12 protein-coding genes are annotated in these 13,820 nt (G+C 60.2%); 4 read left to right on the top strand and 8 right to left on the bottom strand.

Translation table 11 applies throughout. The features are described 5' to 3' along the window. The 3 genes from HYZ49_07245 to HYZ49_07235 form a co-directional block, all read left to right on the top strand. Positions 1-596: hypothetical protein (locus HYZ49_07245; protein MBI3242071.1), on the top strand; the 596-nt coding region annotated here is incomplete at its 5' end. 45 nt (positions 597-641) lie between these two features. Further along, the gene (locus HYZ49_07240) at positions 642-3,716 is read left to right on the top strand and encodes a response regulator (protein ID MBI3242070.1); all 3,075 of its coding nucleotides are present in this window, start codon (positions 642-644) and stop codon (positions 3,714-3,716) included. A 51-nt stretch (positions 3,717-3,767) separates the two neighbouring features. Beyond that, complete coding sequence (locus HYZ49_07235) at positions 3,768-5,000, top strand: response regulator (GenBank protein MBI3242069.1); 1,233 nt, start codon at positions 3,768-3,770, stop codon at positions 4,998-5,000. Positions 5,001-5,154: 154 nt separating this feature from the next. Here HYZ49_07235 and HYZ49_07230 read toward each other — a convergent pair whose 3' ends face one another. Genes HYZ49_07230 through HYZ49_07220 form a run of 3 tightly spaced genes read right to left on the bottom strand, consistent with a single transcriptional unit; the run spans position 5,155 to position 7,210 of the window. Continuing rightward, a complete protein-coding gene (locus HYZ49_07230; protein MBI3242068.1) occupies positions 5,155-5,781 on the bottom strand; it encodes a metallophosphoesterase in 627 nt (208 codons plus the stop codon). Next, positions 5,774-6,439, bottom strand: coding sequence for a phosphate signaling complex protein PhoU (gene phoU, locus HYZ49_07225; protein ID MBI3242067.1), 666 nt, complete (start codon positions 6,437-6,439; stop codon positions 5,774-5,776). The genes HYZ49_07230 and phoU overlap by 8 nt, the downstream gene beginning before the upstream one ends. A gap of 24 nt (positions 6,440-6,463) precedes the next feature. Then, a complete protein-coding gene (locus HYZ49_07220) occupies positions 6,464-7,210 on the bottom strand; it encodes a phosphate ABC transporter ATP-binding protein (protein ID MBI3242066.1) in 747 nt (248 codons plus the stop codon). Positions 7,211-7,285: 75 nt separating this feature from the next. Here HYZ49_07220 and HYZ49_07215 point away from each other — a divergent pair, with 75 nt between their 5' ends. Then, complete coding sequence (locus HYZ49_07215; GenBank protein MBI3242065.1) at positions 7,286-8,047, top strand: PstS family phosphate ABC transporter substrate-binding protein; 762 nt, start codon at positions 7,286-7,288, stop codon at positions 8,045-8,047. On the opposite strand, the gene HYZ49_07210 is transcribed toward HYZ49_07215, so the two are convergent. The 5 genes from HYZ49_07210 to HYZ49_07190 all read right to left on the bottom strand — a co-directional run bounded on the left by HYZ49_07210 (position 7,985) and on the right by HYZ49_07190 (position 13,728). Then, positions 7,985-8,593: a hypothetical protein gene (locus HYZ49_07210; GenBank protein ID MBI3242064.1), complete on the bottom strand. Its 609-nt coding sequence runs from the start codon at positions 8,591-8,593 to the stop codon at positions 7,985-7,987. The two genes, HYZ49_07215 and HYZ49_07210, sit on opposite strands and share 63 nt — an antisense overlap. Positions 8,594-8,655: 62 nt before the next feature. Then, positions 8,656-9,486 carry a c-type cytochrome gene (locus tag HYZ49_07205; protein MBI3242063.1) on the bottom strand — a complete coding sequence of 277 codons (831 nt, stop codon included), beginning with the start codon at positions 9,484-9,486 and terminating at the stop codon, positions 8,656-8,658. A gap of 67 nt (positions 9,487-9,553) precedes the next feature. After that, on the bottom strand, positions 9,554-10,327 hold the full coding sequence (locus tag HYZ49_07200; GenBank protein MBI3242062.1) for a hypothetical protein: 774 nt from the start codon (positions 10,325-10,327) through the stop codon (positions 9,554-9,556). Continuing rightward, entirely contained in the window at positions 10,324-10,872 is a 549-nt protein-coding gene (locus tag HYZ49_07195; GenBank protein ID MBI3242061.1) for a sigma-70 family RNA polymerase sigma factor, read from the bottom strand. The genes HYZ49_07200 and HYZ49_07195 overlap by 4 nt, the downstream gene beginning before the upstream one ends. 297 nt (positions 10,873-11,169) lie before the next feature. Further along, on the bottom strand, positions 11,170-13,728 hold the full coding sequence (locus tag HYZ49_07190; GenBank protein MBI3242060.1) for a hypothetical protein: 2,559 nt from the start codon (positions 13,726-13,728) through the stop codon (positions 11,170-11,172). Positions 13,729-13,820 lie beyond the last annotated feature (92 nt).

Below are 13,820 nucleotides of genomic sequence, written 5' to 3'. Positions count from 1 at the left end.
GCCAATGGTGGAAAGCAAGCGAAGCGACTGTCTCCGCTTCCACCAGCATGGAAGTGCATCTCAAGGCGCTGACGGTGGCGGTGATAGACGATGCCACCGGCGGGCCGGCGGCCAACATCCCGGTTCAACTTCGCACAGCCAGCGACGGCTGGGTGGGCGACAAACGCACCGACGCCAATGGCCGCGCCGTCTTCTCGGTGGTGGACGGCGGCTACCGCGCCCATCTCTACACTGGCCAATGGTGGAAAGCAAGCGAAGCGACTGTCTCCGCTTCCACCAGCATGGAGGTGCATCTCAAGGCGCTGACGGTGAAAGTGGTTGACAACAACAAGGGTGGCGGGCCGGCGGCCAACATCTCGATTCAACTTCGCACGGCCAGCGACGGCTGGGTGGGCGACAAACGCACCGACACCAAGGGCCGCGCTGTCTTTCCGGTGGTGGACGGCGGCTATCGCGTGTACATATACGTAGGCCAGCAATGGAAGAAAGCCGTCGAGGTGACCGTCTCAGCGTCCACCAACATAAATGTGCGCCTGAAAGGCCTTGAATTCGATACTGACGTTGACGGCGATGATGATCATGGCAACGATAATTGACGAGGGCGCTACGCTCAACACTGCAAGTAAAAGACGGGAGGCCTTGTGACTGCTGAAACTTTCATCACTTATGATTACACCCACCCAAACTCGCCGCCTAAGGCGTCCGGGTTTCTCGACCTGGCTATACTGGTTATGGCGGTGTTGATGATCTTTCTTTCTGACGCCACGGTCATCCTCTTTCACTTCATTTTTCTTCTGCTCACCATTGGCGCGTTCTTCTGGGAGTTCCGATCGTTTGTCCTGCGCTGTGGTCTGTGGGTAACTGTGGCAACCGCCGAAGTGGCGGTCGCCGTTCTGATAGGCAAAACTCAGGCTGAGGAATTGATTGAGATTCCGCTGATGAGCGCCATCCTGGTCGTCGTCTTTTTCATTGCCCGGCAGCGCGCCAGAGCAACACAACAGCTTTCCATCCAGGCAAAAGCGCTGCAAGCGGCGGCCAACGCCATCGTCATCACTGACCGGAAGGGAACAATTCAGTGGGTCAACCCGGCCTTCACAACCATCACCGGTTATGCAAAAGAAGAAGCGGTCGGCCAGAACCCGCGCCTTCTCAAATCCGGGCAGCACGACGAAGCCTATTATCATAGGATTTGGCAAACTGTCACCGCCGGGCAGGTGTGGCAGGGCCAGATCATCAATCGCCGCAAGGATGGAAATTTTTATACGGAAGAGGAAACCATCACCCCGGTCAAAGACGAGAATGGCGACATCTCCCACTTCATTGCCATCAAACAGGATATCACGGCGCGCAAACTTGCCGAACAAGAGGTGCATCAACAAAAGCAATACTTTGAGGCTCTGGTGGCAAACAGCCCGGTCGCCATTACCGCCCTCGACCTTAACAACCGTATCATCTCCTGCAACCCGGCCTTCGAGCAACTGTTTGGCTACATTGCCAGTGACGTCGTGGGCCAGGCGCTGGACGATCTGGTTGCCACTGAGACCGGCCGGGGCGAGGCCGAACAATACACGCAACAGGTGATGGGCGGTGAAACCATGCATGCCGTCGGCCAGCGCCGCCGCAAAGACGGGGCGCTGGTGGACGTGGAAATTTTCGGCGTCCCGGTAATTGTGGCCGGGAAGCGTGTGGGCGTGTTGGGCTTGTATCACGACATCACCGAACTCATCCGCGCCGAGCGCCAGGCGCAGGAAGCCGACCGGGCCAAGAGCGAATTCCTGGCCAACATGAGCCACGAAATTCGCACACCCATGAACGGCGTGATTGGCATGTTGGAATTGCTGTTGGACACCGATCTGAACGGCGAACAACGCGACTTTGTGAAGACGGCGGCAGACAGCGCCCAGGCTCTGCTCAGTTTGCTCAACGACATTCTCGACTTTTCCAAGATCGAAGCCGGGCGGTTGGATCTGGAAGCCATTGACTTCAACCTGCGCACGACGGTGGAAGGGGTGGCCGACACGCTGGCCCAACGCGCCACCGACAAAGGACTGGAGATGGCCTGCCTGATTCATCACGACATTCCTGTGTCGCTTCGCGGCGACCCGGGCCGCCTGCGGCAAGTGCTCGTCAATCTTTCAGGCAACGCCATCAAATTTACGAATAACGGCGAAGTTGTCATTCGCGCCGAACTCGAATCCCAGTCCGACTCTCACGTCACTGTCCGTTTCTCGGTGAACGACACCGGCATCGGCATTCCGCCGGAACGTCAGGCCGCCGTTTTTGAGCGCTTCACTCAGGCCGACGGCTCCACAACCCGCAGATACGGCGGGACCGGGCTGGGGCTGACTATCTCCAAGCAATTAGTGGAAATGATGGGCGGCCAAATTGGCCTGACCAGCACTCCGGGGCAAGGTAGCACCTTCTGGTTCACGGCCACATTTGAAAAGCAGGCGGCGTCGAATACCTCGGCGCTGATTCCACCGGCCGATCTGGAAGGCGTGCATGTGTTGATCGTGGACGACAACGCCACCAACCGTCTGGTGCTGATGCGCATGTTGGATAACTTCGGTTGCCGCGCCGCCACCGCCGCCGGCGGACGCGAGGCGCTCCAGATTCTGCGCTACGCAGAGCGAGCCGACGACAGGTTCCGCCTGGTTCTGCTGGATATGCAAATGCCGGAAATGGATGGCGAACAGACAGCCCAGGCCATCAAGAGCGACCCGTCGCTGGCAGATACTACGGTGATGGTGTTGACTTCAATGGGCCGCCGGGGCGATGCCGTTCGCATGAAGGAACTGGGATGCGCCGGTTATTTGCTCAAGCCGGTCAAGCAAGCCCAACTCTTTGACGCCATGGTCACGGTGCTGGCTCAGGAGGTGCAGGCCGTTCCGCAAGCCGCCGCGCCGCTCGTCACCCGGCACACCCTGGCCGAAAGCAAAGGCCCGGCCCTCAAGATTCTGCTGGCTGAGGATCACGCCGTCAACCGCAAACTGGCGACTCTTTTGTTACAGCGCGCCGGGCATCAGGTAGACGTGGCCGAAAACGGACAGGAAGCAGTGGAGGCCGTTCAGCACCGCCATTACGATCTGGTGCTGATGGATGTGCAAATGCCGGAGATGGACGGCTTTGAAGCTACGAGTCTTATCCGGGCACAGGAGGGTGACGAGCGGCACACGCCCATCGTCGCCATGACAGCCCATGCCATGCAAGGCGACCGCGAGCGGTGCCTGAAAGCCGGTATGGATGACTACCTCTCCAAGCCCATTGAGCCTAAAGAACTGGCCGCCCTTCTACAACGCTGGGCGCAGAAAGCAGGGCCGACCCCTGCCCCGGAGGCGGAGGCTACCCCGCCAGAGGCGGCGGCCCCTGGCGAGGCCGCCGCGCCGGTGAACATAGAAGAAGCTCTGGATCGTTTTGGCGATGACCGCGCGCTCTTCGTCGAGTTGTTCACCGAGTTCGCGCATCGCCTGCCGATGGATATGCAACGGCTGGAGGCGGCTGTTGTTTCTCACGACGCGCACGCGCTGGCTCAGGCCGCGCACTCGTTGAAGGGCGTCTCTGCCAGCTTCAGCGCCAAGCCTTTGAGCGCCGTAGCCCAACAACTCGAAAAGATGGGATTCGATGACGAGCTGTCGGGCGCTTCGGCTTTGTTGATACAGGCCAAAGAAGAAGCCGGGCGCTTGCAGGAATATCTGACGCAATTAACGCCTGCCTGAAATTCTTGATTGCTCGCCGGCCGGACAGCCAGCGAGAAGAAAGAGGAGTTTATGCCACGCGCTTTAGCAATTGACGACGACCCCATTGTTCTCAAACTTACCGCCGCCACCCTGACCCGGCTCGGCTACGAAGTCAGCACGGCTTCAGACGGCGTTAAGGGATTGGTGGCGGTCAAAACCGATCACCCGGACGTGATTATTTCGGATGTGATGATGCCTGGCATGAACGGTTACGAAGTCACTCGCCGCCTGCGCCGGGACCCCGAATTTGCCCAAACGCCTATTCTGATTCTCACCGGCCAATCGGAACTGGAAGAAAAGCTCCAGGCCTTTGAGGCCGGGGCGGACGATTTCATGAACAAGCCGTTTGAACCGGCGGAGTTGGCCGCCCGCCTGACGGTGTTGTTGCGGCGCTCTGAAGCCGGCAAGCTGGCGCAATCGCTGGGGCTGACTCGAACTGAAGAGGCCCAGCTCGTTGCCGTTCATAGTTTACGGGGCGGCATTGGCTCTTCAAGCCTGGCTACGAATCTGAGCATTGGCCTGGCCCAGTTGTGGGAGACGCCCACGTTGCTGCTGGATTTGGTGTTCAGCGCCGGGCAGATCGCCCTCATGCTGGACACGCCCCTCAAGCGCACCTGGGGCGACCTGGCCGGGTTCAGCCTGGATGATATGGATTTTGAAACGTTGCATACCATCATAGGCCAACATGCCAGCGGACTGGACTTCATCGCCGCGCCCACCCTGCCCACCGAAGCCGAAGAGTTGGCGAATGAAGTGCTAAGGGCCGCCATAAAACTGCTCAAGACGCATTACGATTACGTCATCGCCGACACAGCTCACGACTTTAGCGAGACGACCCTGACCCTGCTCGACGCCGCCGACGTGATCCTGGTGCCGCTGGCTCCGGAGATGTCCTCGGTGCGGGCGGCGGCGGCGGCCCTGGACACTTACACCCGGCTGGGTTACAGCAAAGACAAGATCAAGCTGGTGTTGAACTGGACGTTTGAGCATCACGGCCTACCGCGCAAAAACATCGAAGCCGCCCTGCACATGCCGGTCACCCTGGTTCTGCCTTTCGCCTCCGACACCTTTGTGGGCGCCATCAACCGGGGTCGTCCGCTCCTGTACGAGTCTCCCACCGATCCCATTGCCACCCTTATTGAAGATTTCGCTTTCCGTTTGAGCAAAGAGCGGCACCGGGCCATTCCGCCGGCGGTGCCAAGCGCGGCCTGGCTGAGAGTGAACAAACGCTTAGCGGTCTTGTCGGCTGAGTTGCGCAAATAGCCATGCCGTTGCCTGACTGAGGTGGGCAACTTCAGTTACATCGCCCTGCCAGAGCGTTAGAGACTGTCTTAAAACTGCTCTCCAACCGCGTCCTCGCGGTTGCCCGAAGGGGCCTGCGAGGACGCGGGCTTTGAGCGACTTTTAAGACACTCTCTTAGAACAGTTTCCGAGCTTCTCCTCGAAACCCCAGCGGCATAATCTCGCCGCGCACCTCGCGCCCGTCCGACGTGAGAATGCCGATGGACGCCCCAAACGCGGCCCGATAACTGGGGCTGACCGAGCCTGGGTTGAACATCAAAACCTGGCCCCGCCTTTCGTTGAAAGGATGATGCGAGTGGCCGAAGGCGATGGCCTGCACATCGCTGAAGCGGGCCTGCGCGGCGGCGATGAAGCTCTCCAGGTGGAAGCCGACGGTGTAGTAGAAAAGCTTTTCTCGGACGTAACCCCTCAACCCGCCGTGGCCGTGCGTCAGGCCGATGCGCACCGCGCCCACCTCAATGACTCGATCCAGCGGCAGACTCCAGTTGGCTTGATACCAAATGTCGCGGTTGCCCAGCACGGCAATCACCGGCGCAACCCGCTCCAGTTCTCTCAAGGCTTTTGGATTGCTAATGTCGCCTGCATGAAGAATGAGGTCTACACCGTCGAGGGCGGTGAAGAGTTGCGAGGGAAGGGAGAGAAGGCGGTCGGGGAGGTGAGTGTCGGCCACCACTCCGATTTTGAGTGTCCCCGACTCGGGCAGAGGAAGTTGAGTTGTCGGGTAAGCCGCCGCATCAGACATTCAACTCTTTCATCGTGCCAGTGGTCATGAAGATCACGCGCTCGGCGATGTTAGTCACCCGGTCGCCGATGCGCTCCAGATTGTGAGCGCACCACAACAAGTACGTGCCGCGCTGGATGGTGCCTGGGTCTTGCGCCATAATAGCCAGTAGCTCATCGAAGATGGCTTTGTAGAGGTGGTCAATGTCGTCGTCTTGAGCGGCGATGGCGCGGGCGGCTTCGGCGTTGCGGGCCAGGAAGGCGTCGAGGCTACGTTTGAGCATGTCGCGGGCCAGGTCGGACATGCGCGGAATGTCAACGAGGGGCTTGAGCAGAGGCTGGTCGCCCATGCGAAGGACGGTCTTGGCGATGCCGGTGGCGTGGTCGCCCATGCGCTCCATATCGTTGACGATGTTCATGGCCGCCACCACCGTCCGCAGGTCGCTGGCCGCCGGTTGCTGGGTGGCAATCAGCGTCAAGCAGTCCTCCTCAACCTTGAAGCGCAGATCGTTGATGACAGTATCGTCAAGGACGATCTGACGGGCCAGGTTGACGTCGCGGTTGTTCAAGGCCGTGATGGAACGCGCAACAGCCGTGTCCACCAGACTGCCCATGCGAAGCAAGTTGTCGCGGATCTCGGAAAGTTCACGATCAAAGTGTGGGCGTAGAGACTGAGACATGGCGACGATCCTTTCAGCAGGCCGTTATCCGAACCGGCCAGTAATGTAGTTCTCGCTAATTTCTTTGGCCGGGCGGGTGAAGAGTTTGCCGGTGAGGTCGAACTCCACCAACTCGCCGAGCCAGAACAGGCCGGCGCGGTCGGAGACGCGGGCCGCTTGTTGCATGTTGTGAGTGACGATGACGATGGTGTAATATTCTTTCAGTTCGCGCATCAGTTCTTCGATTTTCAAAGTGGCCACCGGGTCGAGGGCCGAGCATGGCTCGTCCATGAGGATCACTTCCGGTTCCACCGCCAGCACCCGGGCGATGCACAGCCGTTGTTGCTGGCCGAGCGACAAGCCCAACGCCGACTCGTGTAGATGATCCTTTGCCTCGTCCCACAGCGCCGCGCCGCGAAGCGACTGCTCCACGCGCTGAGGCAAGTCGCGCGTCAGGCCGAGCACGCGCGGGCCGAAGGCCACGTTCTCAAAGATGGACTTCGGGAAAGGGTTTGGCTTTTGGAACACGAGGCCGACCCGGCGACGCAGATCGGCCACGTCCACGCTCGGCGCGTAAACATCCTGGTCGTCCAGCGCAATTTTGCCGACGACGCGCGCGCCGTCAATTGTGTCGTTCATGCGGTTGAGGCAACGCAGAAAGGTGGACTTGCCACACCCGGATGGGCCGATGAGGGCGGTAATCTCACGCTCGGCGATTTCCATGTTCACGTTGAGTAGCGCGCGCTTGGGGCCGTAATAAAAGTCGAGATGCTCGACGCTGATCTTCGCCATTGATGACGGGATTGTACCGCAAAGTTGATTTTAGGAGCCTCTCTAATTCGAAAGTAACGCGCTATAATCACGCTCGTGAATTGCGCTCTACAACAGAATCGCTTTTTGCTGTTTGCCGTTCTTCTTTTAGCCGCCTGCGCCTCTCCCTCGGCTTCTTCAACCCCCGCCCCTTCCGCCCAAACCACAATCGAGAACAAAGGCTCGGACACGATGGTGAATCTGGCCCTGGCCTGGGCCGAGGCTTACGAGGCGGCTCACCCTGAGACTCAACTCTCGGTGACGGGCGGCGGGAGTGGCACGGGCATTGCCGCGCTGATCAACGGCACGGTGACGATCGCCAACGCCTCGCGGGCCATCAAAGACGAGGAGCGCCAGCAGGCTGAAGCTAACGGCATTGAAGCGGTTGAGTTCGTGGTCGCCAAAGACGCCATCGCCATCGTCGTCAACCCGGCCAACCCGGTGAACCGACTCAGCTTGCCGCAACTCTCGGCGATTTACAGCGGGCAGATCACCAACTGGCGCGAGGTGGGCGGCGACGATCGGCCTATCGTTTTGCTCTCGCGTGAGAGCAACTCCGGCACGCACGTCTATTTTCTGGAGAACGTTCTGCGGCTGGGGAAGAAGGAGAACAAGACCCTGTTCTCGCCCGACACGGGTGTTCGGCCCCGAAGCACAGAAGATTGTGGCCGAGTTGGGGTTTGTGCCGGTCAAGTAATGGAGCCGCAGATTACATGGCTCGGTGCGCTTCGCGTTTTGGTCGAGAGTTGCCAAAGCTCATTTTGCCTTTTCAATAGGATAAAGCCTGGCAAGGGCCAGTATGCCGCCGCTCAAAGCTAATACGCCCACCAGCACCGCAACCCAAATCAACGGTTGGCTCGGAGACAAAGCGGTTGTATTTGCCGAAGCGGCTGGCCCAATTTCAACCGCCGCCGAGGGGGCAACCGGCGAGACACCCATCGTCTGCAAGAGGTTTTGGATCGCAGTCTCGCCTTCGTTTGTTACCCTGAACCATTTGCCGTTAAATTCAGTGTGGTTGCCAGAGAGGTCGGGGCCGTCGTCGAAACGGATGTAACTTCCAGCGGGTGTTGCGGCGTAAGTGAGCACGCCGAAGTTAAACTCACCATCATAAAAGTAGCGGGTGATGGTGTAATAGTTGCCAGCCGCCGGCTCGGCAACCGGCCCGCCGGCAAAGTCTTCGACGCCGCCCAACCGCAACACCCTGAGAACGGCCTTGTCGGTGATTTCTATTTGCCCGGCAATGCCCGGCCCGCTAATGAAGGCCGCGTCCGGCGGTTGATCGGGCCAGGCCAGTGCCAGGTGAGTGGCGGGCAAGAGCAGAACCGCCAGCACTAACAATATCGCAAAGAAGCGAATCGGTTTCATGGTAACTCTCCTCACATAACCTTCCAAATCAGTGAAATCAGTTTCATTCGGGGTTTCACTAATCATGGAGCGTTGATGAAGGCGATGAGCGCCTTCATCTCCTCCTCGCTCAAGCCGAGACGGGGCATTTGGGTGTTTGGCTTGAGCGCCGGAGGGTTATAGAGCCACTTGGTCAGATAACCCGGGTTGGCAGTGAAGTTGGTCAGGTTGGGGCCGATGTCTACCGACAAGCCCTGCCATCCTTGTCGGACCGACTCGTGAATGTGGCACGTCACACACCCTTTGGCTACAAATAGCCGCTGGCCGAGTTGCTCCTGAGTATAGACCGGCCCGACCGCCGCGCTTCCATTGTCATGAGTCGCCGTTGAGGCGAACCCCATTGCGCCCACTAGCGCCCCGGCAAGAATCAGCGCCGCCGCCCACGCAACCCGCGCCCGGAAAAAGATCAAGGCCGCCCCAACCGCGACGGCCAACCCGACGCCGCCTACCATCATTGGCAATGGTGAAGCCTCTGCGCTCGCTGATGATCCGGCGGACAACACCGTCAGCTGGGGCATGGTCTGCGGTTCCGGGAAGGCGTTGATCGTCCAGTTCCATTCGCCGGCATCGGGGAAAGTAATCGCGGCGGTGTAATGGCCGACCCCGCCGCTGGGTCGAGCAACGACCCGGAACAACTTGGGAGCATCCGCCTTTTGCAGTTTGATCTCCGGCGTCAGCCCGGCCATTGGCGTTTGCCCGTGCTGGCGCACCATGAAGCCGACGTTGACAGGTTGACCAGCTACAATTTTGTCCGGCAGCGAGTCCAACGTCACCACCGACCAGCCGCCGGCAAAGACCGGAAAGACCAAAAGCAAAACGAGCGACAAAACAGAAAACAGGACAAGGCGTTTCATGGCGAAGTTCCTTTCAAGAAGAAGTACACCGCTCCGGCCCGGAAGGTTCCAGGTTGAAGGTCGAGTTTCATTTCAACGACTCGGCGATCTTCACGGCCTCGTCTAGCGGCAGATCGGTTTCCAGGCGATAGGTCACTTCGGCCTCAACCCAAATCAGGACGTGACCTTCGATCAACCGCCGCAAGTCCCAGTTGCCGCTCTTCAACTCCAGTAAGTACGGCCCTTCCGTCCACACCGCCGGCTGCCCGTTTACCATCGTGGCGGCGATGATCGTCGGCTGAAACTTCTTATCGGCGTAAGTGTTCGGCCCAAATTCGTGAAAACTCATTCGCACCCGATCAGGTTGCTCCGGGTCGAGCCAGACCATCACAGCCACCGAGCCACCCAGGTTTTGCACAAACACGCGGTCGGGCAGGCCGAGGTTTTCAGGATACGCCGGGAGCAAGATCGTGAAGCTCATCTTTTGGCGGGCCTCGTCCAGCGTCGTCTCTCCGGCCAGGTCGAGCAGTGAAGGCAACAGAGTCGGCGTGGGCTGAGGGGTGATGACGGGCATGCCGGTCGGCGTGGCGGTAGCTGTAGGCGGCGCGAAGAAGAGTCGCACTGCGCCGATCTCTAACACTTCGAGCAAACCGGCCCGCGCTTGCGGCACGGCCAGCAAACTGGCGAGGGCGGCGATGACGATGAGGGCGCTCCATGCCAGGCGACGAGCGCGGAGACGTTCCAACGGAACGTCTCTACGGAGTCGTCCTTTCACACTGACGGCCACGTTCGGAGTCGGCGGGTAGGCAAACGAGGCCGTCGCGCTTCGCACTCGCGCTTCGAATCGATCCAGATCGCTCATTCAACACTCTCCCGCAAGTTCGGGAAATCTTTGGCAATCACGTCGCGCAGGCGGCCCAGGGCGCGGTGCGCGCGCGACTTGACCGTGCCCGCCGCCACCTGCATAGCCTCTGACGTTTCTGATTCCGACATCTCCAGGAAATAACGGAGGTAGATGATCTCCTGATCGGTCTGACTCAACCGGCGCACCGCCTGCCAGAGCAGGCTCGACTCATCTTGCGCCGCCTCGTCGTGGGCGGCGGTCTCTACGCCCCGGGCGAAGCGCGTCAGCGCCGCAAAGTAACGACCGGCGGAGCGCAAGCGGTTGCGGGCCAGGTTGGCGGCGATGCTCAACAACCAGGGGCGGAGGGCGCGAGAGGTGTCGAAACGATCCAGCGCGCCGTAGGCGCGGATGAAGGCTTCCTGCGCCACGTCGTCGGCGTCAGCAGGGTCGCCCAGAATCAGGTAAGCCAGACGAAAGACGGCCTCCTGATGCTCGCCGGCCAGCGCCTCCCAGGCCGCCTCGTCACGGCGGCGGGCGCGGGCGATCAGGTCTGCGTCGGTCAATTCGCCCCTTCTTCCTTGAGGGAAGTCATTCACTTGTTATACACCTGCGCGGGCGTTTTGGTTCCTGGAGTATCGTAATTGCTCAGGTTGGTATTAAGAACGCGGATGAACGCAGATTCTCGCTGATTTCTATTTGGTTTGTAACTACTTACGGGCTTCTATTAGAACGCTGATAAACGCGGACATTTTGCGCGCTGATTGCCGCTGATTTTTTCAAAAATATCTGCGCGAGAGATGGATGGGCGGTTTGAGATAGTGTTGACAGCCATGAGTTGTAGAGCGAGTTGGCAACTCGCTCTACATTTCCAGCAAAGTCTTCAGCATCCAGGCCCCGATCGGGTTTGTGTCGAGCGCGCCGGGCTGAACGCCGAGGCCGCCTTCAAAACGCAGCGTGGTGACGACCAGCCGCCCTGCTCCATAAACCGCTTCAACCACATATTCCGTCCAGAACATTTGCCGGGCATCAAAGCGCCGCCAGATCGGTTTGAGGCGCGCTTCCGGGCCGAAGAGCGCGGACAGCTTTTCGATGTCAATGGCAAAGTCGGTCGCCACGCTAAAGAAACGCATGTCGGCGTAACCGGGGTGAGGCAGGCGTTCCCAAAACGCGTGCGGCTCAAAGGTGTGAATCGATTCGCGCCAGAAGGGCAGGTTGCGGGTGAAGCGCGGGTCGGGTTGCCGGAGCCAGAGCACGGCGCTTTGGCCCTGGTGAATTTGGCGAAGGAGATCGTCGGTCAGGTCGGCTCTCACCCCCGGCCCGGTCTCCGGCCGCCCCAAAGAGAGAGAGGAGATTCTTGGCACGACCCACAGCTTCCATGAGTTGCTGGCACAGGTTTCTACTTCAGCACTCAGAGTGAGTTCGATAGGTTTTTCGGTGACGAGGGGCATTTTGAAATGAAGGATGGCGATCTCGTGGGACTCGCCGCCAGAGACGGCAACATCGTCCCTGGATCCATTCATGATTTCGTTTCCGTCTTCGCCGGTCAGCCGCCACTGTAAACGACCGCCTTCAACGTCGCCCGCCCCATTTGAAAGGACGAGGTGAATCTCAGCGGCCTCGCCTGCCCAGCAGGTGAACGGGTCTTTGTGGGCCGGGCGGTCGCCGCCTAGCCAGCGGCGGCGGCGCTCACGATCCATTGTCAGCACGCGCGGGGCGTTGAACTGCCGCCACTCGTCGGGCGAGAATTTAAGTTCGCGCTGATCGTCCACTACGCCGGAGGTGGTGATGGGAGTGTCGGCCCAGCCGGTGATGACGTGGCCGCCGGTTGCGCCGTGAGCGCGAACCTGCTCGACGATGAATTTGCGAATGGCCGTGGCCTGGCAGCGGGCGGCCCCGGTGAGAGCCAGGCCGCCATCCTCGATGGCGGCTGAACCGAGTCGAGTTCGGTAGTCGCGAATCGAGAGGAAGTCGTCGCGAGTCAGGGCGGTCGGTTGAGTCAGCCACCAGGTCTCCGGGTCAAGTTTGGAGAAGTCGCGCAAAGTGTCGGCGTCGCAGAACTCACCGTAGAGCCAGGGTTTGGCCGGTTGATACAAACGATGAAAGTGTTGGACGAGCGGCTGAAAGAAATGCGGGTCGGTGTAAAAGTGGTAATCGTAAAACTCGCTGAGGCGGGTGCTCACGCCGCCGTAGGCTTCCGCCGAGCCGCTGTTGTCGCAGTGCAAGGCGTTGGGCATCCACTCGTCGGCCAGGTTGTCGAGTTCGCGCAGGAAGCCGGCGTCGGCGTCGGCGTTGAGTTCACAGCCCAGGCTGACGACGATGATGGAGGGATGATGGTGCAGGCGGCGGAAGAGGCCCTGGTATTCGCGCAGGGCCAGTTCGCGGAACTCCGGCGTGACCTTCGGCAACCACATCGGCAGTTCCAGCCAGAGCAACATCCCGGCTTCATCAGCAACTTCAAACGTCGTTTCGTCGGGAACGAAGAGGCAAAGTTTGACGAGGTTGAAGCCGAGGGCGCGCGCTTTGGCAAACTGGTCGAGCAGTTCGGCGCGAGTGGGCGTGGGGCAAATGCGGGCCGCGTCCCAGCCCCAATCGAGCACGCCGCGCAGGTGCAGGGGTTGCGAGTTCAGGATGGTCTTGCCATCCACGACGGCCACATCGCGAAAGCCGACGCGGCGCGTGGCCTGGGCGACTTCGACTCCGCGCGATTGAAGCGAGAGGCGCAAGGTGTAACACGGTGCGCCCGTGACGGGTTCCCATTGCGTCACACCGCCGGTTTCAACGTGAATGGCGAAGGACTGATCGCCGCCCACCACTGCCCGGGCGTGGGTGAGCAGTTGCTCGTCTGCATCCAACAAGTCAATGATCACTTCGCCGGCGCGCCGCTCGCCCAGCGCGACCACGCGGCCCTGCACATCCAGCCAGCCGCCGCCGTAGGCAAAGACTCGCAAATCGTCGAAGGCGGCCCAGGACATGGAGCGCAGACGGATGCCCTGCCAGAGGCCGCCGAACGTGGTGGCAACGTCGGGCAAGAAACCGGCCAGTGCTTCACGCAAGGGGAAGCGTCCACCCGGTTTCCAAACTTCGATCTCAATCGTGTTCTCGCCCTCACGCGCCAGCCGGGTGATATCCAACTGAAAGGGCGACCACAGGCCGCGATGTGTTCCGGCAAGCTGGTTGTTGACTCGAACAGTAGCGTCGAAGCTGATGGCGTCGGCTTCGAGGAGGATGCGCGCGCCGAGCCAGGAGGCGGGCAGGAAGAACGCGCGGCGGTAAAGGGCAGGGCCGTCGGTAAGCTTGTCGGCGGTGTGGGCCTCCCAGGCCGAAGGCACGGGCAGGTCAACTTCCGGCGCGTTGCCCAGGCGGAACTTCCAGAGGCCGTCGAGGGGCAAGGTTTGACTCTTGTTGTTTTCGAGGAACATAGCCAGAGTTTACCATCTCGCGGAGAGTCTGGCGGGAGTGTGTTTAATGCAACCACAGATTTCACGGATTACACCGATTGCGATTCGCCAGG

It is taken from the genome of Chloroflexota bacterium (genome assembly GCA_016197225.1).
Taxonomy (GTDB): domain Bacteria; phylum Chloroflexota; class Anaerolineae; order Anaerolineales; family VGOW01; genus VGOW01.
The sequence above is the reverse complement of the archived record's forward strand: the minus strand, read 5'-3'. Positions and strand labels throughout refer to the sequence as shown.